The organism is Lederbergia galactosidilytica, from assembly GCF_017873565.1.
Lineage (GTDB): Bacteria > Bacillota > Bacilli > Bacillales > Bacillaceae_C > Lederbergia > Lederbergia galactosidilytica.
Window position 1 is genome coordinate 1 of record NZ_JAGGKH010000010.1, and the last position, 23,816, is coordinate 23,816.

Annotated in this window: 21 protein-coding genes; 1 reads left to right on the forward strand and 20 read right to left on the reverse strand. The window is 35.3% G+C overall.

The genetic code is table 11. The annotated features are described in order from the left end of the window. Positions 1-83 precede the first annotated feature (83 nt). From J2Z23_RS11625 to J2Z23_RS11715, 19 genes are all read right to left on the reverse strand, one after another. Complete coding sequence (locus tag J2Z23_RS11625) at positions 84-329, reverse strand: hypothetical protein (RefSeq protein WP_209973984.1); 246 nt, start codon at positions 327-329, stop codon at positions 84-86. Positions 330-644: 315 nt separating this feature from the next. Then, positions 645-1,616: a hypothetical protein gene (locus J2Z23_RS11630; RefSeq protein WP_209973986.1), complete on the reverse strand. Its 972-nt coding sequence runs from the start codon at positions 1,614-1,616 to the stop codon at positions 645-647. A gap of 302 nt (positions 1,617-1,918) precedes the next feature. Then, entirely contained in the window at positions 1,919-3,097 is a 1,179-nt protein-coding gene (locus tag J2Z23_RS11635) for a DegT/DnrJ/EryC1/StrS family aminotransferase (protein ID WP_209973988.1), read from the reverse strand. Positions 3,098-3,110: 13 nt separating this feature from the next. Then, complete coding sequence (locus J2Z23_RS11640) at positions 3,111-3,746, reverse strand: acetyltransferase (protein WP_209973990.1); 636 nt, start codon at positions 3,744-3,746, stop codon at positions 3,111-3,113. 5 nt (positions 3,747-3,751) lie between these two features. Continuing rightward, entirely contained in the window at positions 3,752-4,348 is a 597-nt protein-coding gene (locus tag J2Z23_RS11645; protein ID WP_209973992.1) for a sugar transferase, read from the reverse strand. Between the two features lie 6 nt (positions 4,349-4,354). After that, complete coding sequence (locus tag J2Z23_RS22615) at positions 4,355-5,587, reverse strand: glycosyltransferase family 4 protein (protein WP_209973994.1); 1,233 nt, start codon at positions 5,585-5,587, stop codon at positions 4,355-4,357. Between the two features lie 12 nt (positions 5,588-5,599). Next, positions 5,600-6,319: an acyltransferase gene (locus J2Z23_RS11655; RefSeq protein ID WP_238482735.1), complete on the reverse strand. Its 720-nt coding sequence runs from the start codon at positions 6,317-6,319 to the stop codon at positions 5,600-5,602. A gap of 58 nt (positions 6,320-6,377) precedes the next feature. Continuing rightward, on the reverse strand, positions 6,378-7,490 hold the full coding sequence (locus J2Z23_RS11660; protein WP_209973997.1) for a DegT/DnrJ/EryC1/StrS family aminotransferase: 1,113 nt from the start codon (positions 7,488-7,490) through the stop codon (positions 6,378-6,380). Positions 7,491-7,503: 13 nt separating this feature from the next. Then, the gene (locus J2Z23_RS11665; RefSeq protein WP_209973999.1) at positions 7,504-8,637 is read right to left on the reverse strand and encodes a glycosyltransferase; all 1,134 of its coding nucleotides are present in this window, start codon (positions 8,635-8,637) and stop codon (positions 7,504-7,506) included. Next, entirely contained in the window at positions 8,638-9,861 is a 1,224-nt protein-coding gene (locus J2Z23_RS11670) for a glycosyltransferase (protein ID WP_209974001.1), read from the reverse strand. It lies immediately after the preceding gene. Positions 9,862-9,865: 4 nt separating this feature from the next. Beyond that, the gene (locus tag J2Z23_RS11675) at positions 9,866-11,155 is read right to left on the reverse strand and encodes an O-antigen ligase family protein (protein ID WP_209974003.1); all 1,290 of its coding nucleotides are present in this window, start codon (positions 11,153-11,155) and stop codon (positions 9,866-9,868) included. A gap of 28 nt (positions 11,156-11,183) precedes the next feature. Then, positions 11,184-12,245 (reverse strand): glycosyltransferase, encoded by a 1,062-nt coding sequence (locus tag J2Z23_RS11680; protein ID WP_209974006.1) that lies wholly within the window; start codon positions 12,243-12,245, stop codon positions 11,184-11,186. 18 nt (positions 12,246-12,263) lie between these two features. Beyond that, positions 12,264-13,538 carry a lipopolysaccharide biosynthesis protein gene (locus J2Z23_RS11685; protein ID WP_209974008.1) on the reverse strand — a complete coding sequence of 425 codons (1,275 nt, stop codon included), beginning with the start codon at positions 13,536-13,538 and terminating at the stop codon, positions 12,264-12,266. Positions 13,539-13,559: 21 nt separating this feature from the next. Then, complete coding sequence (locus J2Z23_RS11690) at positions 13,560-14,903, reverse strand: nucleotide sugar dehydrogenase (protein ID WP_209974010.1); 1,344 nt, start codon at positions 14,901-14,903, stop codon at positions 13,560-13,562. After that, complete coding sequence (locus J2Z23_RS11695; RefSeq protein WP_209974012.1) at positions 14,900-15,928, reverse strand: Gfo/Idh/MocA family protein; 1,029 nt, start codon at positions 15,926-15,928, stop codon at positions 14,900-14,902. Before J2Z23_RS11695 ends, J2Z23_RS11690 begins: the two co-directional genes overlap by 4 nt. A gap of 15 nt (positions 15,929-15,943) precedes the next feature. Next, positions 15,944-17,764 carry a polysaccharide biosynthesis protein gene (locus J2Z23_RS11700; protein ID WP_209974014.1) on the reverse strand — a complete coding sequence of 607 codons (1,821 nt, stop codon included), beginning with the start codon at positions 17,762-17,764 and terminating at the stop codon, positions 15,944-15,946. A gap of 381 nt (positions 17,765-18,145) precedes the next feature. After that, on the reverse strand, positions 18,146-18,913 hold the full coding sequence (locus tag J2Z23_RS11705; RefSeq protein WP_064468870.1) for a tyrosine-protein phosphatase: 768 nt from the start codon (positions 18,911-18,913) through the stop codon (positions 18,146-18,148). 407 nt (positions 18,914-19,320) lie between these two features. After that, entirely contained in the window at positions 19,321-20,016 is a 696-nt protein-coding gene (locus tag J2Z23_RS11710; protein WP_238482737.1) for a CpsD/CapB family tyrosine-protein kinase, read from the reverse strand. Further along, positions 20,009-20,749, reverse strand: coding sequence for a YveK family protein (locus tag J2Z23_RS11715; RefSeq protein ID WP_209974017.1), 741 nt, complete (start codon positions 20,747-20,749; stop codon positions 20,009-20,011). Before J2Z23_RS11715 ends, J2Z23_RS11710 begins: the two co-directional genes overlap by 8 nt. A gap of 157 nt (positions 20,750-20,906) precedes the next feature. On the opposite strand from J2Z23_RS11715, the gene J2Z23_RS11720 reads away from it, so the two are divergent. After that, positions 20,907-21,698, forward strand: coding sequence for an SGNH/GDSL hydrolase family protein (locus J2Z23_RS11720; RefSeq protein ID WP_209974018.1), 792 nt, complete (start codon positions 20,907-20,909; stop codon positions 21,696-21,698). Positions 21,699-22,840: 1,142 nt separating this feature from the next. Here J2Z23_RS11720 and J2Z23_RS11725 read toward each other — a convergent pair. Beyond that, positions 22,841-23,812, reverse strand: a complete 972-nt coding sequence (locus tag J2Z23_RS11725) for an ABC transporter substrate-binding protein (RefSeq protein ID WP_209974020.1) — start codon at positions 23,810-23,812, stop codon at positions 22,841-22,843. Positions 23,813-23,816: the final 4 nt, after the last annotated feature.

Sequence of the window (23,816 nt, forward strand, 5' to 3'; positions counted from 1 at the left end):
GTCTACGTAAATATTTTAACTGATTGAGAGTTATTTTGGCAGAAAGTGTTCAATTCTATCGAGCAGAATCTGTCCACTTTAGTCTAGCAGTTACAAATAGCTTCCTCGACATCATTCTCAACAGAAGGAGAACTCAAGATAATCATAAACACTGTAACAAAAGATATAATAAACAAAACTAATAATACCCCAGCACCAATAGCGCCACTTTTAAGAGAAAGCCCCTTATTACCAATCACCCTAAGTAATAATAAACCGACAAAGATAAAAGTCGCAATCCCTCCAACCACCATGAGTACCCCAAAAAGAAGACCAAATAAAATTTCCATTTCCATCCCCCAGTTCATACACTCTACAAATTTAGTAGATTCCCTTTTCTTATCTATCTTTATATAAATTTTAATAACAAACCAATGACACCGCTTCCATTTATTGGTAAAAAAGAGAGAAGAGCTGCATGATAAACACAACTCTTCTAAGTAAATTTAACGATAAGCTTTCTCTTCTGAATAATGCTTTAGATCTTTTATTTCAGTTTGAGTAACTATGTTGTTATTATAATTCTCAACAAAACGATAATTATTTTACCTATCTATGACTACTTTGTCAAATAAACTACTTTCACTCAACAGTAAATAAAGACACTATTTAACTTTATTTACTGTACTTAAATAAAGTCCAATATTATATAAGCTTGTAACAGTTGGCTTATTTTGAATAGATAATTCCTTATAGATACCTTGTAATTCATCTAGAATAGTTTCATCATAAGAACCAAGAAAAGACCAATGTAGCGCGGTAAAATAATTTTTATTTTCCTCAAAAGATAAATACTTACTTTTATCATCCTGATGTATGTTTTGCATCACTTTTGGTTGAGAGTCTAGTTTAGAAACTTTAACTATTTTATGAACAATATTGCTAAACCTTTTGAAATCTTTTTCTGTAAAAGTTGAAAATCCAGCTTCTTCGTGTAAGATATAAATTCCATACACCGTTAGAGCTGCATGACTAACATCTTCCCAACTTTCTTTATTTGCATATTCCCAATAACTCCAATAATATGCATCATTTTCTTTATCATATTTTAATAAATAATTTTTAAAGTAGTTTAGACTTTTAGTTATCCTTGGAGTATATTCAGTTTTACCAGTTATCTTGTCATAAAGACCTGCCGCTGCTAAATAAGCAAATATACGATTGGGAATACCAATTTGATTTGCTTCTGATACAATCCCCTTACCATAAGGATGTCCCAGATAAAAACCTTCCGTTTCAGATAAATCTACCCACATCTCATCTTTATTATGTATGGCTAAAGCTCTGCTAGACTTTTCTAAAAAGTCATCAGCAACTGTATAATATTCCTCTAATTGATTTTTCTTAACCGTATCTACAAAACGAAGGATGGGCATTAAAATCATCCCTGTATGGACAGGATAAATGTAATTAAACTTTCCAGATGTATAATGCCCTCTATCTGACCATGCAGGTAAAGACACTCCTAATCCGGTAAAGCTCTCAATTCCAAGTTTCTCATCTGTTTGTGTAAAGATATACGTGGCCTGAGGGATAAAATACTCTAAGTACTTTTCTTCTCCCGTAGCTTTATACATATCTATCAAGGAATTTCCTGTATAGCTCCAATCCCAAGCATAAGTAGGACTTCCAAAATCTGGTTTATTACTAGGAAATTTTTCCGGAGACCACGAACTTACACTATACCATTTATCATAAAGACTTTGGGTAACAATATTATTTGTTTCAAAATCTTCAACCGATTTTTTATTATAGAAAATAAGGATAAAAATAAATATAAAAATAGCTATGCTACTAAAAATTATTAGCTTTTTAACTTTTCATCACCTCACTTTTATACGAGTTAGAATGGGATTAAGTTCAGTGGCTTACTCTGAACTTAATCTGTTAAAACTAGCTTCTCCATCGACTTCTCTTTATTAAATCTTAGGATCATTTTTATCACTAATGTTTGCTGTTGTTCATCCATATTTGATCCTGAAGGGAGACATATACCAGTGCTAAATAACTCTTCCGAAACACTTCTATCAACTGTATGTGGATAGTAAGGTGTTTCCTTAAATAAAGGTTGGAGATGCAGTGGCTTCCAAACTGGACGCGATTCAATATTTTCATTTGATAGATATTCAATTAATTCTAGTGGAGCATATCCTAGTTTTTCTTGGTCAATAATTAAGGTTGTTAACCAACGATTATGAAAAGTTTCTTTTAGTTCAGGCATAAATTGAATACCATCAATTTCTCCTAAAGCATTTTTATACTTTTCAAAAATAGCTCTACGGGTAGCAACACGATCATCTAATACCTCTAGTTGCGCTCGACCTACTCCGGCTAGAATATTACTCAAACGATAATTGTACCCCATTTGGCTATGTTGATAATGTGGGGCCACGTCTCTTGCCTGTGTAGCTAAGAACCGAGCCTTTTTCAGTGCCTCCACATCATCTGATACTAGCATTCCCCCACCAGATGTAGTGATTATTTTATTACCATTAAAGGAATAAACACCAAATTTACCGAAAGTTCCACTTTTCTTACCTTTATAAGTGGCCCCTAAGGATTCTGCTGCATCTTCAATAATTGGTACATTATAATCATCGCATATAGCCAATAATTCATCCATTTTTGCACTTTGACCATATAAATTGACAATAATTACAGCTTTAGGAAGTTTCTCTGCTTTCTCAGCGTCAGAAAAAGCACGTTTTAATGCCTGTGGTGACATATTCCAGGTATCGGGCTCTGAGTCAATAAATACAGGACTTGCCCCTTGATAAAGTATGGGATTAGCGCTAGCTATAAATGTTAAAGATGAACAAAAAACGGTATCTTCTTTTTGTACATCTAGCAGCATTAGAGCTAAGTGAATTGCAGCTGTTCCAGAACTTACAGCTGCCGCATCCTTCACCCCTACATATTCCGCTAACTCTTTCTCAAAAGCATCCACATTTGGTCCTAGTGGTGCTATCCAATTTGTATCAAAAGCTTGTTGAATATATTTCTGTTCATTTCCACTCATATGAGGTGAGGAAAGGAGAATTCTTTCATGCTGAGACATAATAAACACCTCTTTATAAAATTTCCTTAATAATCTTTGCGGGTACTCCAACTGCCACTACTCCTGCAGGAATATTGTTTATCACCGTTGCTCCGGCCCCAATTATAGACCATTCATTTACTTCTTTTCCTTGAATTATAGTTGAACCTGCTCCTACTTGAGTTCCCTCACCTACAGTGACATCACCTGCAAGTATCGCACCTGGGGAAACATGTACAAAATCAGCAATTTTATTATCGTGCTCTATAACTGAAGTTGTATTAATTATAACATGGTTACCTATTGCAGCATCTGAATTTATCACTGCATTAGCCATAATTACTATTCCTTCTCCTAATTTGACAGTTGGACTAATTACAGCAGTAGGGTGGATAACTGAAGCAAATTTGGCGTTTTGTCGCTTTAACAAACTTGTAATCTTTTTCCTTATTTGATTACTCCCTATTGCAATAATAAAAAAGGATTCGGACTGTGTAAATTTGAAAGCACAAGAAACTGGGCCTCTTGTGATTCCAGTCTCTCTACACAAACTTTTACTTTTATATTTATCATCCAATATAGCGATAATTTCATATTCATTTGAAACACGGATGATATCTTGGATCACTTTGCTGTGACCACCTTCTCCAATAATCACCAATTGTTTCACAGATATCATGCATCCTTTGTTCCAGAAAATTTTTCAATTGTAACATGTCCGTCTTGGCTGATTCCTTCTGTTTTAAATACCTTCATTATCGTTAAAAATAAAATCTTCAAATCCAAACAAAAAGTTCGGTTTTCTACATACCAAACATCTAATTTGAACTTTTCTTCCCAAGTAATAGCATTTCGTCCGTTTACCTGTGCCCAACCTGTGATACCAGGCCGGACTTCATGGCGCCGAGCCTGATCTCGGGTATAAAGTTCGAGATACTCCATTAACAATGGACGAGGACCTACTAAACTCAAATCACCTTTCAACACATTAAAAAGTTGCGGTAATTCATCTAAGCTCAATTTTCTCAGCAACTGTCCAAATCTCGTCATCCTTAGATGATCCGGTAGAAATTCTCCACAATCATTACGTTCATCTGTCATTGTTCGAAATTTATACACAAAGAAAGGCTTTGCGTTTAATCCTGGACGCTGTTGCTTAAATATTACTGGTGAGCCCAGTTTGAACCGAATTAAAATCCCTACAAATACTATAAAGGGACTTAGAATAAGTAATAGGAAAAAAGAGAATAAAAAGTCAAATATCCTTTTCATATAATATCAATTCCTTGTATCGTTAATTATAACACTTTCTAATTGATCCGATAATATACCCCAGGAGTAAGTTTTTTCTACATACTGTTTTAGACTTTGAGATTGAGATTTTCCTTCTGAATTCGCGTATTTTTTAATAATCGTTGCTAAATTGTCCAATTTAGTATCCACATATACTCCCTCTTGTTTAGACAGTTCTCCCACAATACTCTGATTTGCTATCATAATAATTGGTAAGCCTGCAGCCATGTAATCATATAACTTGTTCATACTAAATCCCCATTTATATAAAGGAGTATCTAAGATCGAAATAATGCTCATATCCGCTCTACTTAATAAATAGGGGATATCTGACTTTGGAATAGAGTCATAAAACGAGATATTTGTAAGTTCTTTTTTGCTTGCCAAGCCTATCAAACGATCCTTTTCAGAGCCATTTCCTACCATTATTAAATGAATTCGTGATTCATCACGAATTTTAGAGAATAACTCAATAACTGGATCCAAGTGATTAGCGATACCATGAGACCCTGTGTATACTACAATAAATTTCCCCTCTAACCCCGAATAATAATCATCTATTATTTTTGATCTTTTTAAGTATTTGTATCTTTCTAATTCTACTCCGTTAGGAATAAAGAGAATCTTTTGAGGATCAACGCCTTTTGATTCAACATATTTCTGGGCTTTATCAAATAAAACAATAACTCTATCACTTTTTTTGTACAGGAACTTTTCTAATTTATACAGTATTTGAGTAAGTGGATTCTTGGGTGATATTTTGCCAAAGTCAACAAATGTTTGTGGCCACAAATCTCTTTCTTCAAAGTAAAATTTACAATCTGGAATTTTTTTAGATATTAAATAAGCAATAATTGCCGCAAATGGATGTACTGACGATCCGATTATTACTTCTGGTTCTTCTCGTCTCATTATCTTTTTTGCCACTTTATATGCTCTTCTTGTATAACTGAATATATTTTTCAAGCGTGCAATTGAACTTTTGTATGGTGAAGTATGAACCCATACATAATTAACGCCTTCTATAATCTCACATTTATAACCTCGGTTCTCCCCAGTATTAAAGACCATTTCTTGTTTTGAAAAGTGATTAAATGAAGAAGCAAAGATGGTTACAGAATGCCCCTTTTTAACTAATTGTTTTGAAAGGTCAAAATGCCTTGATCCGCCAACATGAAAAGGAGCCGTAGCGTAATGGTTAAATATCCAAATATTCACATTTATACCTCATTATTGATTTCTTAACAATTGATTTTCTGGTACTTTTCTTAACTCTTTTGCCGGGGTTCCAACAACTATTATCTCTTGCTCTACATCTTTTGTAACTACACTAGCTGCAGCCACAGTTCCATCCTCATGAATAATTTTACCAGGCAAAATTGTAGAATTTGCTCCTATACGTCCCCCATCTTTTACCGTAATTCCTTTAAACTTATCAAATCTTTCTTTGCTTCTAGCCATATAATTATCATTCGTCGTTACTACACACGGTGCAATAAACACGTCATTTCCAAGCTCTGAATATGCCGTTATATAACAATTAGTTTCTAACTTACACCTTTTTCCTACTTTACTATCATTTTCAATAGCTACGCCACGACCTACAATCGTTCTTTCGCCAACGGTAACTCGTTCTCGAATAGTCGCTAAATCCGCAACAAAGACTTCATCCCCTATCGTTGCATTTTCATAAATGATAGAAGATGTTCCAATGGTAACTCCGTCTCCAATAATAGTAGGAGGCAAAAGTTTTGTTTCCGGAAGTATTGAGGCTTTAGCTCTGGTAGGTTGCTTTCCTATAACAACATTATCTTGAATAATAACGTTATTTCCAATCTTTGTACCTTTATATATAACAACGTTATTTCCAATAACTACATTTTCACCAAAAGAAACTTCTTCTTGAATGATAACATTATTTCCTTTATTCATAGGATTAGTCACTTTCATCTCTCCTTAAAATAAAAAAGCCTCTATATGGATCAAGAGGCTTATTTAATATACCAATTTATTTTGAATAAAATTCAAGTATTTTATCTATCACATAATCTTGATCTTCACGTTTCAATTCGGGATACATAGGTAGCGAAAGAGCCTCTTTAGTAGCCTTTTCTGTTTCAGGTAAATCCCCTTCACTATAGCCTAAATCTTTAAACACAGGTTGAATATGCAATGGAAGTGGGTAATAAATCATTGTGGCAATCCCTTGCTCTTTTAGATACGCTTGAAGTTCATCTCGATTTGAAACTCTCAGAGTATATTGATGATAGACATGATAATACCCTTCTTTTTCAACAGGTGTGTTAATAACATGACTTAGTTTCTCATTAAGCTTCTCTGTATAATATGAAGCTCTTGCACGTCTTTCTTTTGAGAAATCATCGAGATAAGGAAACTTAACATTTAGTATCGCTGCTTGAAGTTCGTCCAAGCGACTGTTATAGCCGAGCACATTATGATAATATTTTGGTTTGCTCCCGTGTACCCGAATAACTCTAGCATTCTCTGCCAATTGTTCATCACCAGTAACGATCATTCCACCGTCACCATACGCTCCTAAATTTTTAGTAGGGAAGAAACTATATGCAGCCGCAGTCCCAAGCTCACCCACGCTTTTTCCATTTTGTCTTGCCCCTATGGCTTGAGCTGCATCCTCTACAACTACTAAATTATATTTATCGGCTATGTCTTTGATAGCCTCCATATCTGCCATTTGTCCATATAAATGGACAGGAATAATTGCTTTTGTTTTCTCATTGATGGCAGCCTCAATTTTTGCAGGATCAATATTGAATGTAATAGGGTCAATATCTACAAATACAGGAGTAGCACCCAGCCGCGCAACAGCTCCACCAGTAGCAAAGAAGGTAAAAGCAGTAGTAATTACCTCATCTCCTTTACCAACACCAGCAGCTTGTAATGCAATATGGATGGCGTCACTACCGTTTCCAACACCTATACCGTGGCCTACATTGCTATATTTAGCCACATCTTCCTCAAGCTTTTTAACATTATCTCCTAAAATAAAGCGAGATGAAGACATTACCTCATCCAATTTTGTCATGATTTCTTCTTTCATCGATAAATATTGTTCAGATAAATCTAGCATTTGGATTTTCATAGAACACCATTCCTTATATTTTTTGTTCAATATGAGTATGTAACTCAAAGTACTTAAGTGCTATATCTTGCCAATTAAACTTTCTTGCTTCGATAATACTATTCTTAGAAAGAGCAGTAAAATCTTCAACAATAAGATTTAATCTATCTTTCATTTCAATAATATCATCTGGATCAATTGAATACCCTACTCTTCCTTCCGGAAAATAACCATCTATACCTTCATTCCTTGTATAGATTATGGGTAAACCGCGTGACATTGCTTCAATGTAAGATATACCAAAGGTTTCCTTGTAAGAAGGTAGTATAAAAACATCTGAATTGTCGGCAATACAAATTAGCTCGTCTTTTGAGATATTTCCATGGAATTTAACCCTGTTATCTAGACCCATTTGTTTAGTTTTCAATCTATATTGCTCACATAATGGTCCATCTCCAGCCACATTCAAAATAAAATCAACATTTTCCGACATTAGAAGCTTTCCTAATTTGAGTACAGAACTTAGATTTTTATTTTTATCAAGAGAACCGGTAAACAATAGTCTAAGTTTCTTCGAAGGTTCATTTTTAACATCAGGTAATGAGTTAAACCAATTTTTATCAATTCCATTAGGAATTACTTGGGTTTTATCTTTTATTAACTCAACAATTTTGGTTGGTAACAAATCAAACGTCTTTTTCTGATAAGCATGAGATATAAAAACAATGGAGGAAGCATTTTCTAATACCTTAAAAATAAACGGTCTTAAATGAATCCCATATTTATAAAACACATGAATGTCCGTATTTCGTATACTTACAACGTAATTGATTCCGTACTTTTGATTTAGTAAATAAGCTGTTCCACCATCACTAAATAAGGTATGGGCATGTATGGTATCAAATGATTTGAAAGATGGAATATTTTTTTCAATTCTTCTCTGTTGCTTTTTAATTTTTCCTCTATATAAAAATCTATCATACTTATTTAAAATTAAATCGTAATGATATTCTAACTTTTGCAATTCAACCTTATTTTTATTTAATAATTCTTGAGATCGAATCGGTATATATATAGTTTGTTTGTCAATATAACTTGTAAGTTCAGAAAATAATTTAGAATATAGTTTATTCCCAGTATAATAAGAGCATAAATGTAATATTTTCATTTATAAATCCCTCTCTAAGGATTTTTCTTCATGAATATTATTATATAACTCTGTTAGTTCCATGGCCTTATGACTCCAAGTGAACGAAGCTTTCACTTTATTTCTTGCATTTTCACCTAGTTTTTGTCTTATATTAAGATCAGAAACTAAAAATAAAATTTTCTCACTTAATTCCGAAACATTTTTAGGGTCTATCAAGTAACCTTCTTTTCCATCTTCGACTATATCTTCTATTCCTTCACCTTTACACCCAATGACTGGTAAACCTGTAGCCATTGCTTCAATGTATACTACCCCGAAAGCTTCATTCCAACTAGGTAGAATAAATACATCTGCTTCTAACATATTTTTCTTAACATCTTGTCTTGACTGTGTTCCTAGAAAGAAAATATTATTTTCCAAATTTAAATTCTTAGCTAAACTGACTAGTTCGGGCTTTTGGGGACCATCTCCAATAATATTATATCGTATTTTCGGATAATGCTTCACGATCTTAGATAGAGCTTTTATATTTAAGTCTATCCCTTTCGTCTCTATTAAATTTGAAACACTTAATAATGTAATTTCAGTCTTTAATTTTCTCTCTACTGATTCTTCAATAAAAAAATCTGATACTCCATTATTAATAACACTGAAATTATCATCTTGTAAAACTGGAAATGCATTTTTTCTAATCCGATTTAATTTACCACTCACAAGAGTAGTCTTATCAGCAGCTTGCAATACTTTCTCTATGGCATTTTTACATTTATTGTTTTTGTGTATTGTCTGTTGAAAATCTTGACCATGAATTGTCACCACTAAAGGCTTAGCATATTTCTCAGCAACCATCATAGCTGCATAGCCATCTGGAAGTGCAACATGAGAATGAATAAGATCAAATTCAAATTCCTTATAAATTTTTTCAACAACTTGTTTAAATCCCGAATACATCCTTACGCCAGAAGTTTGAAAGTTCAAGTTCCTTGGTATTGCAATATATGTGGGATAATACACTGGAATACCTTCTACTATTTCCTGTGGTTTCGTTAACTTATATTTCTTCCACTTCATTGAAATTTTATCAAGAAAAAAAGGTACGTAAGGTATTGGCGATATAACTCTTACATTATGTCCCTTTTTTACTATAGCTTTCACCTGCTCATGTACAAAGACACCATTCACAGGTTTTTGAGACGAGGGATACATATGAGAAATTACTAATATGTTCATATTTGAAGACACCACTTTACCTTTTTATTACAACGATTCTTTCGTTACTATCAGACATACTAAATAAAATAAGAATTAATGGCATAATGATTAAGGAGTTGAACACTGCAGATGGAATCATATAAATAGCCGCTCCAATCATAAGTGTAAGGGTTAAGACTTTAAATGAATTACTATCACTTTTAATAAATGGAATAATGAACGACATAAGAAAATAAATAGTTCCTACAAATCCATAAGTTCTTAAAATTAAAAGCCATTCATTATCTGCCGCTGAATTAAGTTCTGTTCTACTTAACGGCCCCATCCCGAAGAAAGGACTCTCCTTAAACAAGTTGATATTTTCTTGCCAATTATATAGTCTTGCTTGCCAACTACTGTCATTTTCTAAATCAAAAATCAGAGAATAACGCCAAAATAAGTCTTCTTTAAAGTTTGTATAAGTAAAGACGTAAATTATAGCTCCTATGAAGAAAGACGTAAATAAAAAGATTCTAAATATATTTTTGAAGCTGACTTTATTGTATTTCGGAAGCAGAAGTACCAAGAGTAATATTATTACGCCTGCTAAAAAGGCTACTAGAGCAGTCCTAGATAACGTTAGAATCATCCCTGTAATATTTAAAATCAAAACAATCATATAATATATTTTGATTTTTCTCTTTAAAATTGTATATATAACTAGCCATGAAGAAATCACAAACAAGAAAGCTAAAAAGTTAGGATTACCTATCATACCAACTGGTCTTGGGTTTGAATAACCACCTACTAAGGTAATATATTGAGTAGGAGCAACTAAAGGAACGTATCTCTCATTTAAGCCAAACAAATTGTAATATTGCTGGATGGTTATTATAAATAAAAATATTGATAATTTAAATACAAAGTGAACCACTTTCTCTTTTTCATACATTGGGTTATCACTTAAACTGAAAAAAGTTAATGATATTGTATATATGATAAGATATTTTGCTAACTTGATAAACTCCGTAATTTCTAATATAGATGAGCTATACCCCTTTATTGTTCCAAAAGCTATCGATACTATTGTTAAGAAAAAAAGCCCGATCAATAATTTTTGCCTTACGCCAAAGGCAATATATATTTGTTTCCTATTTAATAACCTCAAAAATAAAAACATTATTATAAGTATTATCAATATTTCTTCCAATCTAATCGCAGGTAACCCTGAAAAGATTTTTATTGAAGGCGTAACATAAAGGGAGAATAAGATTAAATATAAACTTCTCTTATATAATGTGTAATTGAATTTTCTATCCATATCTTCCAGAGCTAACAACTCCAAACATAATTCTTAGCCTCGATCTCCTTAATTAGTAATATTTTGATAATAGTTTAATTACCTTTTCGGCTCTATGATCCCACAAACCTTCTGTATTTACGAAACTAATAACATCGGCACGGTATTGATCATAATTACTAATCATATATTCTATTCCCTTCGCAAATGAAATTTCATTGTCTTCTTCAACTATTCCCAAATTATAGGTAGAAATATATTTTTCTAGTACCGTGCAATTAGTAGACAAAATAGGTAACCCATATGATAAATACTCAAATAATTTTACCGGAACCGCAAAATCGTTATACTCATCTTTTTCGATTGGAATAATACCAAAATCGGCATCCGTATACTCAGATTCTAGTAACTCCCCTTGAACATGCTTTATTTCCAACCACCCTTCTCTCTCTATGCCACTAAAAAACTTAGCATTCTCAGTGTATTCTCTATTCCTGCATACTAAAATTAATTTAATTCTGATTCTCTCTTTATTTATTCTATTAAAGGTATTTAACAGCATGTCCGTTCCATATCTTTTGCTTATACCTCCTACATAAATTGCTGTCGGTATAGTTCCGATTTCTTCTCCTTTTAATGTTATATTTTTGATATCCGCTGCTGGTGGCAATGAAAATTTTGGCTGTTTAAACGTAAAATAATTAGCCATTTCATCACTTGGAAAAAACATAATACTACTTACCCATTTAAAAAACTGCAAGTCTATTTGATATCTAATTTTCAATTCTAAATTTTTGAATCCTTTTATCAAAAATTTATTATAGAACTTCCAATATGCATCTCGGTAAAAAATTCCAATTGGTATATTTCTCTTTTTTATATAACTAATAATCTTATAATCAATAATTGGTTGCATGGGATATGAACTGGGTTCGATATAACAAAAATCAAACCTTTCATTTGTTTTCTTTAGACGTTGGAAATCATTCTCTTTTTCTTGCTTATCACCTGACAGAAGGAAAACGTCATATCCCAATTTTTTAAAAGCATGATACATTTTCATTGGCCGCACTCTAGAACCACTTGATTGATCAGAAAAGTCATATGTTACAAACATTATCATCTTCTTTTTCATTAAAATATCCCTTTCAGATCAAAATTTCTTTTTCTTGCTTATATTCAAGCAAATCACAAACATTAATACATAATCCATACTTAAGAAGGCTACATATAAAGATAAAAATTGAAAAAAGCTAAAACTGAAAACGAAAGAAATTAAAACGGAAATAACCGTTAGGAGTACTAATGAAAACTGCCATACTAATACTATTTTTTGTCTTTCATATAAATTAAGTACATTGCTTAGTGGATTGACTATAAAACGGAAAAAGAGCATAACAATTAAAACACGAGAAATCTCTCCCGCTATTCTCCAATTATCCCCAAAGGCAAAAACCACTAGATATTCAATAATAAAAAATAAAAATACATATAATGGTAGAGCAATTAATAATAGCTTTCTAAAAGTTGAGATAAAAGTTTTTCTTGCTGTTGCACTATTTTTTAGTTCTAATGATGCTTCATTTAGGAACACTTGGGTTATTGCAGACCCAATAACTTTCATAGGAAGCACTATAATTCTTTGACTTAGTGAGTATTGTCCTAACAATGCTGACGAATAAAAGATAGGAACGATAAAACTCATTAATTGTGTCGACATAGTATTAAATATCGTAGAAGGTACATTATATTTCGGATAATCTTTATACTTTCTAGCATTGTATATCATGTCTGTAACATTAACATTTTTAAACTCATTCTTATAATTATCTAATAATTTACCCGCGATTTTTAAATTGCCAACAAAATAGGTCAAGGTGGCTCCTATAATCAAGCCCCCAACACCTAGGTTCATTATACCTAATATTATTTGCGTTAATGATCCAGATAGTGTTTGATAGACTCTCGTTTGAGAAATTACTTTAAAAAGTCCAACTCTTGTTGCCAAGTAATTTAAGGAATTATAGAAACCCATAAATAAGATTGCTAAAGGAACTAAAAACAACCAATTACCAAGTCCTTGAATTTTAAAAACATCTAATATCGATCCTTTAAAAAAGATTAATATTATAAATGTTATTATCGTGACTAGGAGGGTACTTATCATTGATAAAACTGAAATATTTACCGCATCTTGCTCCTTAGCGGGAACTAGTATAGCTAATTCATACCTTAATGTAACAATAGAGCCTAATATCGTAATTATCGATGTAAATACCGCCAGAACACCATATTCTTCAGGGGTGTATAGCCGAGTTAATATTAGGGAAGCAACGACCGGTATTGCTTGGGCCGTGCTTGTTCCTAATAATAAAGTGAATATATTCTTATTTGATTTATTCTTTAGTATATTTAATATTTTGTTCATAAGTAGTTCAAAACCATTTTATTATAAACTGAATACATTATTATGGCTTGCATCTTTTTCAAATACGTTTCTAGTATCGAATATAGCACTTGCAGAATTAAGAATCTCATTATATCTAAATTCACTATGATCCGTAGCAATTAAAACAAGGTCTGCATTACGTAATAATTCCGGATCCGTATTTTCGGCAGTGTAATTAATTTTCCCATTCAATTTAAACTGTTTGACATATGGATCTACCACATTCCACTGTGCTCCAGATGCATCCAATCTTTCCAGTATTGGTAAGACTGGTGATTCTCTATAATCATCAATATCCCTTTTATAAGCGACACCGAGTACAAGAATGTTAGAATCTTTTAATGCTTTCCCTTGATTATTCAAAATTTCCGCGCATCGTTGAACCACAAAATCTGGCATACTATCATTAATTTCCCCTGCTGTTTCTATTAATTTTGTGTGATAGTTGTATTCCCGTGCTTTCCATGTTAAATACCAAGGATCTATAGGTATACAATGTCCACCTAAACCTGGTCCTGGATAGAAAGGCATAAAGCCATATGGTTTTGTAGCGGCTGCATCAATTACTTCCCAAACATCGATTCCCATTTTATTACAAAGAATAGCCATTTCATTCGCTAACGCAATGTTAATGTTACGGAATGTATTTTCAAGTATTTTCTCCATTTCAGCTACCGATGGACTAGAGACTTCATGGATTTCACCTTCTAATACATTTCGGTACATTGTAGCAGCTACCTTTGTACATTCCGGTGTGATACCACCAACAACCTTTGGAGTATTTTTTGTTTTAAATTGTTTATTACCTGGATCCACACGTTCCGGTGAATAAGCTAAAAAGAAGTCTTCCCCACAAACAAGACCTGATTCTTCTAATATTGGTTTAATCAATTCTTCAGTTGTTCCCGGATATGTTGTACTCTCTAAAACGACTAACGTTCCTTTAGTAAAATTCTGTGCAATTGCCTTTGCTGAACTTTCTACATATTTCATATTTGGATGTTTATAGATATCTAAAGGAGTAGGAACACAGATAGCAAGCGCATCTACTTCCTTAATAAAGGAATAATCAGCGGTTGCCGATAATCTACCGGAAAAGACTAAATTCTCGAGATCCTCTGGCAATACATCACCAATGTAATTCTCCCCTTTATTAACTTTAGCTACTTTTTCTTCCTGCACATCAAAACCAATCACATTATATCCAGCCTTTGCCTTTTCTACTGCGAGTGGTAGACCAACATATCCTAATCCAACAACACCAATTGTTGCATTCTTTGTTTCTAACTTTTCTATAAGTTGTTGGGCTAAATCATTTAATTGGACGTTTGCTGTAGTTGTCATTGTAATATTCCTTCTTTCATATTAATAGGTTGATTGTTTTCAGCAGATTTATAAAAAGCTATTACTAGCTCCAACGCATTTTTACCGTCCACACCTGTAACACTAGGGGAAGTGTTATTGTGGATTGAATCAATTAAATCGCGAATAATTTGTTGATGACCCGGGATTCCCCATGGTTCAGCTCTAACTTTATCCTTTAAATTATTTATATAATTCTCCGAATATCCTTCTATATCTAAATGCTCAAAATAAAGAGCGTTTTGCCCCCCAATCTTCACAGTTCCTTTTTCTCCAAAAATCGTTATTGATTCTTCATAATTACGAGGATAGACCGTTGTTGAGGCTTGTACACTCGCTAAAGCCCCGGATTCAAATTGAATTACTCCCATAGAAACATCTTCAGCTTCGATATCTCGAAGTCGTGTTGCTTCCATGCTATATACTTTTTCAGGTTTCCCCATAAACCAAAGTAACAAGTCAAGATTATGAATTGCTTGGTTCATTAACACTCCACCGTCATACTGTTTTGTTCCTCGCCATGGGGCTTGATCATAGTATTCCTGATTTCTATTCCAATTGACAATGCAGTTCGCATGACTAATTTTCCCCAGTGCTCCACTATCTAAAATAGAACGCAATTCCTGCACAACCGGACGGAATCTGTTGGGGTGCACAATAGCAAGTTTGATATTATTTTTTTCTGTCGCCTCAATAATCCGATCTGTTTCCTCAATCGTCATTGCTATTGGCTTTTCTAACACAATATGTTTCTTAGCATCTGCAACTTGCTCTGCTATTGGAGCATGTAGCCCACTTGGTGTACAGATACAAACTACATCAATCTCTTCATCCCGTAACATATCAGTTAATTCTTTATACCCTTTGACACCATATTCTTTAATGTATGGCTTCATTGCTTCTTCGAATTTATCGCATACCGCGACTAACTTTGCACCATTAATCGCTTCTATTGCGGCAACATGCTTTTTGGCAATAAAACCACAGCCAACTATCCCAAAGTTCATCTCTACATCTCCTTATTATTTAGCAACTTCAATTTTTCTAGAACATTTTCTATTTGCAACATCTATAATAACGTCCTTCATTTCATCCGTAGGCATCTCTAACAGACTATTTACTATATAATGAAGGTCACTTTTATTTAACGACTCTGCTTTTCCTATATGAATTTTTGGAAAAACTTGTTCCTTTTGCACTTCATTTTCATTAAGAAGTTCTTCGTACATTTTCTCACCAGGACGAATCCCGCTGTATTCAATGCCAATTTCCTCTAATGTATATCCAGAAAGTGTGATAAGGTTTTTGGCTAGATCAGAGATCTTTACTGGTTCACCCATATCTAAAACAAACACTTCCCCTCCACGAGCTAGGACACCAGCTTGAATCACAAGCCGTGAAGCTTCTGGGATTGTCATAAAGTACCTTGTCATATCTGGATGAGTAACCGTAACTGGGCCACCTGCTTCAATTTGTTTTTTGAATAGGGGAATCACACTCCCCCGACTGCCCAACACGTTCCCGAAACGAACAGCTACAAATTTCGTCTGGCTTTCTTTTGCTAAGTTTTGAATAATCATTTCGGCAACCCGTTTTGTTGCTCCCATAACATTAGGTGGGTTAACAGCTTTATCTGTTGAAACCAAAACAAAAGTGTGAATACCAAATGTATCACAAGCTTCTGCAACATTTTTCGTGCCAAAAACATTGTTTTTTACCGCTTCTCTTGGATTATATTCCATTAATGGTACATGCTTATGTGCAGCAGCATGATAAACAACATCAGGTTGATAGTCGTGCATTACTTCGAAAATGCGGCCACGATCTTGCACATCTGCAATAATCGGAATAATTTCAATTTTTTCCCCATATCGCTTTGTTAATTCCATATCGATCGAATAAATACTAAACTCTCCATGCCCTAACAATAACAATTTTTTCGGAGCGAAGTGACAAATTTGTCGACAAATTTCCGATCCAATTGAGCCGCCTGCACCTGTCACAAGTACAGTTGCCCCTGTAATAGATTCGGAAATTCGGCTAATATCTAATTGCACAGGCTCGCGTCCAAGCAAATCTTCTACTTCAACATTGCGGATCGCACTAACCGATACCTTTCCTGTCATCACATCCTCAATCAAAGGCATGATTTTAACATCTGCTTCTGTTTGCGCACAGATTTCATAAATGCGTCTAATTTCTTTTTTTGATAGAGATGGAATGGCGATAATAATATCTCTAATCTCTCTCTTCTTGACAACATCCGGAATTTGTTCAATTGTTCCACAAACAGTTAAGTCAAATATCTCTAACTTATATTTCGTTAAATCATCATCGACAAATGCAACCGGGATCTGATCTCCCTCTTCATGATGAAGTAATTGCCTAGCGACCGTTGTACCTGCAGATCCAGCTCCAACGATTAAGGTTTTGCGTTTTTCTGCCTTTGATTTGATTAGTCGGTCGCGCACCATCCGCCATGAAAAGCGCGAACCACCTATTAATAAAATATGTAGCATCCAAGTGATAAAGAGCACCCGCCAATAAACTTGACCAACTGCAATATATTGTGCAATGGCGGCAGTTAGTATTGAAAACGTCACAGCCTTTGCAATACTAACTAATTCGCCGACACTCGCATATTCCCATACTTTGTTATAAAGACGATAGAGAAAAGCAAATAAATGATGACTTCCTAATAGAATTAATGAGCTCATTAGCAATAGTTTCGACGTATAAAAATTTGAAAATGGGTGCAGGAGGAAATAACCGATATAAATGGAAAACAACACAATGGCCGAATCCAGCAATATCAATAATGATAGGCGTTTTGGATAAGTCACTGGGCATCCCTTCTTTCTCAATTAATAGATGAATGTATGGTAGACATTGTTTTCACTAGCTAACGAAAGATCATGTATGTACATGATCTTTCGTTAAGTAATGAAGTAAATAAAACATGGGCATCTAACCCGGCCTCACACCGCCCTTTTGACAACAAATGTGTCTAAGGAGGAGTAGTGCCTCCTCCCACAGGATGGTCGAGTGCCTCCGTTGATAACGGAAAGGAGACATAACCGAATACTATCCACCTTTAGATCCAGTCCCTTCGAGTTACTCAATATATTAATAAAGCTTTACAAACGTCGATGACGCTGACTTCTTTTCTTCTTATAAACGGGTATAGAGCTAAGGACGCACCATTTTAACCAATACATTATTGGTTAAAAAAGTCCTAGAAATTTCTTCTTTTTAATTGGCTTCGGAATATCGCGATCAATATCTTGTCCATCTAGGATCACTTCCGCATTTTGCAGAAATAGCTCAACATAATCAAGGCCGTATTTTTCCTCGACTAAATCAAAGGCTTCTGCCATTTTAAACCCGCGAGTTGTTGTATTATGAGCATCTGAGGCTAAAAAATGGGTTAAATTATTTTCTATTAAATCAAAACTAAACTTTTGTATTTTCTTGCCGAAATAACCAGTGAGACTCCCAGCAGTTACTTGGGATGCTGCACCATTCTTAACTAATTCATAGAGTTTATGCGGGTGTTCGATTAATTCCGTGTTGCGTTCTGGATGGACAATCACTGGAATTAATCCGTTCATCTGAATCTCATAGCAAAGTTGATCTGTATAACGTGGCACATGATTAGTTGGAAGTTCAATAAATAAATAGTGGGAGGCATTTCCAAGAGTAAGGATCTCTCCTCCTTCAAAGTCCGCCATGATTTCCCCGTAAATGCGATTCTCTTGACCTGGTAATATCTCAAGATCGATATTCTCTGATTGTAAGTATTCGTTTAACCCCTTCACTCTTTCGATAATATCTGCTTTTGCATTGACATAATGACCATTTTTATGATGGGGTGTCGCAATAATTGTATGGATCCCCTCACTGACTGCCTGTTTCGCCATTAATAAGCTGTCTGTATAATGACCTGCGCCATCATCTACGCCAGGAAGTATATGGCAATGGATATCAATCATTTACCTCTTCTCCCTTCTACTAAAATAATATAACTTTCCTTCAGTTAGCTTTCTATTTTCTCACTGAGTGAAACAAAAAAAGAGCGTAACAGCCTATAAATCATCTCATAACTAGTCTATAATTTCTTGTATAAAAAATGGCATTCTGAATTAATCATTTCTTAAATGGAATTAACTCCAATACGCTAGCCTTTATTCCAAGAGTGTTCCTGATATCTCTAGCAAACCCAAAAGTCCAAAATAACTACAATGGTCATTTTGGACTATTCAACTTGTGACTCTCAATGTATCCTAAAAAAAGAAAAACTTTGAATTTCTCTAGTAATAGAGAACTCTCCCCTTAAAAAACATCAGGGCTATTATCCACAAAATACTTGACACTCTATCAATAAAGAATTTATTAAGCATTAATTTGTACCATAATAATAGTAGTAATCCGTTTTTTCCATTTTCTTATTATTAAGTACAACGCCGAGTAATTTCGCTTGCGCAGCTGCTAAAAGTTCCTTCGTTTTTTGCGCAGATTCTAGTTCTGTTTTACCACTTGCGACTACCAGCACGGTTCCATCGCATTTATTCGCCAAAATTTGCGCATCCGTAACTGCCAGTACTGGTGGTGTATCAAAGATCACCATATCGTATAATTCTTTACCTTTCTCAAAGAAGAGCTGCATCCCTTTGGAGCCTAGCAATTCTGCTGGATTGGGTGGAATTGGACCAGATGACAAAACATGTAAATTTTCTACATCAGTGGACCGAGCGGCATCTTCTAGAGTGGCCTGACGTGTGAGCACATTCGTTAATCCGATTGTATTGGTCACACCAAATGTGTAATGGACCGTCGGTTTCCGCATATCCGCATCAACAATTAGTACCTTTTTCCCTTGTTGCGCAAACACAACAGCTAAATTAGCCGTTGTTGTCGATTTTCCTTCGGCCGGACCTGAAGATGTTACCATTAAGGTGCGAATTTCCTCGTCGACAGCGGAAAACTCAATATTCGTCCGAATTGTCCGATATTGCTCAGAGATCGGCGATTTCGGATTTGCCTTAGCAACTAACTTCCGCTTTCCCGATTGTGGTTTCAAATTTTGTTTAGCCAACTTGCTCACTCCTTACTCTTGCATTACGGCTGCTATTGACTTTTCTTTGAATCTTTTGGTCTTCAATATTGGCAACAGCGCCAAGCATCGGTAATTCAAGCAATTTTTCAATATCTTCAGCGGTTTTAACCGTATTATCAAGATATTCAAGTAAGAAGGCTATTCCCACTCCTAGCATTAAACCGACAATGGCAGCAATTGCTATATTCAATAGCGGTTGTGGTTTAACTGGTGAAGCATTTGCCCCGACTTCTGCCTTTGTTAAGATATTCACGTTATCGACATTCATTAGATCAACAATATCTTTTTCAAATACTTCTGCGACTTTATTGGCAATCCCAGTCGCTTGATTTGGATCAGGATCTTGCACAGTCACATTTACAACCTGTGAATCCTTCGCACTTTCCACACTGATTTTATTTTTTAATTGACTTGCAGTCATACCAAGATCCAAATCTGCAATGACTTTATCCAAAATTCTTGGGCTTGTCATAATTTGATTGTATGTATTAATCAACTGCAAATTGGTTTGGATTTCCGAGACATTATATGCAGGCTGTTCTTGTTTGGATTGATTCACTAATAATTGCGTTGTAGATTGATAGATTGGTGTAAGCACAAAAAAACTGACAGCTCCACTCAGGACCATTGCAGCGACTGTAATCAGTACAATTAAGGTCATTCTTTTGCGTAGTGTCTGCATCAGCTCTTTTAGACTGATTGTTTCTTCCATAATATCCTCCCTGGATGATTGTCGACTATTCTATTAACGTGTATTATTATAGCATAGTATGTAATATTTTAAACTGGTATTTTTCCATCTTTTCTTAGAATCTTTTGCCAGGATATGCAATGAATCTAGTTTTTAAAATTAGGAGGGTATTAAAACGATGCGAAATTTATTGACAGCCATTATTATTTTGGCTTGTCTGGTTTTTCTTGGTTCAGGTTATTTATATTGGAAGGATCGGACTGGGGTCGTCGCTTCTGAAGTGGATCAGACCCTGAAAAATGATGATAGTTCAGACTCAGCTGATAAAGAAGACAAAAAGGAAATAGAAAAGAAAGAGAAGGACGTGGACCCTACGGTCATTGAATTAGCAAGCAATTGGCCAGATGCGGCGCAAACGGATTTGCAGGAAGCGATTGAAAAAGGGGAATCTTATTCGATTGCGCTTGTCGGTTCCCTCGCTCTAGGCGGTGATGATGGCTGGGCTGCGATGTTGAAGAAGGCTTTAGAGGAAGGCTATGGGGAAGATGTTGTCGATGTAAAGCTGTTTGAATATGACTCAACCTCAACTGAGTTTATTGATGAGGAACAGTATGAAGATGTTGTCGATTTCAGTCCTAAATTGGTCTTATATGAACCATTTATTCTAAATGACAATGGGATTGTCGATGTCGATGAGAATCACGCCAATATCGACAGCTTCCTTGAGGCACTTCCAGATGCGGTCGTGCTTTTACAACCAGCGCGCCCTGTTCCTGACTCCAGTATTTATCCGATGCAAGTGGAAGATTTGGAAAGGTATGCGCAGGCACATGAGATTCCTTATCTTAACCATTGGGAAAACTGGCCAGAAGATGCTTCTGATTATGTCGTGAGTGGAGAAAGTGCGCCGAACAAGAAAGGCCATGAAGTATGGTTTGAGTATTTGCAGGAGTATTTCATTGCTAAGTAAATACATGACATAGGCCTTTTGATATGCGGAGGTTATATTTTGAATAAATTAGTTTTATAGACCTAGGTATTTAAGGGTAAGTATTTAAATTTCGTAATTGGCTTTTCCATCTCCTAGCAGATGGGGAAGCTGATTACGATTTTTTTATGTGGAGGTTTCTAATATTTCGTCATGAAGTTAAAAAAATCCTCGTTTACACTGGATTGTTTGTACAATCTAAATAGCTGCTTTTCCGTAGTATATAGTAAGGTCGGCCGGCCTTTACTAACAGAGGGGAGATATGTATATGTATTTTCATGACGATGATTTTGTAGGTGGCGTTGAGGACAGACGGAGAAGACCACGGGAAATCGTGTGTAAGTGCCGTGAAGTTGGAGTTGGTGGCGTAGAGGATCGTGAACCTGATTTCGATTTCGTATGTAAGTGTAGAAGATGCCGTAGACGCCGTGAAGAGGCTGCTGAGCGTCGTCATCATCACGATGACTGCTGTGACTACTAATTAACGGAAAAGGTTTGTTCTGATCCACTGCTCGTGCTTTATGATTGGTCTGTTGTTGCGTTCATTGAACGCAATTTCTTCGTACGGAAATGATGGGAACTTCAGTCTCATGCATTTGAGCTTGTATGCGGACGGAATGCACGCTCAGGGGGAATAGGGACGGGTGCTTTGTCTTAAAACCACTCCTTGTCTTGGATAATTGCACCCGTTTACGGATGAATATTATTTTAGTGGCTGGCACATCCGATAATGCCTTAGTATCTCGGAAATATGATCTGTGCTAATCACTCTACATCTTTTCCAGTGACTTCCCTTGTATGCAGACAGTTGTTCACCATTTCTTGATTTAAACTCTTGCCATCGCTTCTATCTTTTCTTGATCGTTCTTTTCCTGAAGGTAACCAGTGCGCTGGTTACACGTGATGGACCAGCAGGGGATTTGAGACCCTGCTGGTTTTTTTTTTTTGGGGGGAGGGTCCGGATAAGGTATCCAATAATCTGCTGGAGACCTATTTACTCGAGTGGAATGTCCATTTGCCCCGCAAGCGCCCCATTTATACTGAACTGATACCAGGATACAAACAGCATCGCAGGTTGACTCAAGAACAAGGGCAAAGCTATGGCCAGCTTTGCCCTTTTCCCTCTATTCTTTTACTTCATTAAGATGATCGAGATTGATTAGTCCGTCAATATTATTACTATCAATATAACCTGCTGCTTTACTAATTTCTGCCATTTCCTCGATGACTTGTTCGTTAAGATCTGTGGTCACTTCTATGTGTTCAAAGGCGACAGCTGTTTCATCCGCATTGACTTCTTTGCCTGTTAATTCTTGAATATGCTTGATCACGATTTCCTGTGCTTCTTCAGGGTTTTCGTGGATAAAGTTTACCGCTTTTTGATGGGCACGTAGATAGGCCTGCACAAGTTCCTCATTTTTAAGAAATTCTTCTCTTGCCACTACAACCGTGCTGGTGGAATCTTTCCCCCAAGCGAAGTTTTCCCAATCCAATAAGAGTTCGCCATTTGCTTGTGTCTCAAGTATATAGCCCCAAGGTTCCGGGATGGCAGCAGCGTCAACCGAGTTTTGCATAAATAATGAGACGGTGTCTGCTGGGGCGGTGGCATATAGTTCAACAGTGCCGCCGTTTTCTGTTGTCTTTAGGTTCACTTCCTGCAAAGCTTTACGCAGCATAATGTCTTGTGTCCCACCAATGACTGGGATGGCGACTCTTTTTCCATCAAGATCGGCTACTATCTTTATTCCACTCTTTTCTTTCGTTACTAACACTGCTCCCCCATTAACAGCACCTGCGATTATCTGATGTTGCGGATTTTTCACATAGAAATTAACTGCTGGCGTTGGACCGACTGTACCAATATCGATCGCTTTTGTTGTCATGGCTTCCATAAATAAACCACCATTATTGACCATCTTCGTTTCAATCTTTTGATTATCACCAAATTCTTCTTCAAAAAAGCCGTTTTCCAAAGCAATCATTGTGACGATATGGGTGAGATTGGGAAAATAACCAATCTTGATAGTGTTTGTTTTATTGCCCTCACACCCACCTAATACGATTAAACATAGCAGTCCAACAACCAACCTTTTCATCCGC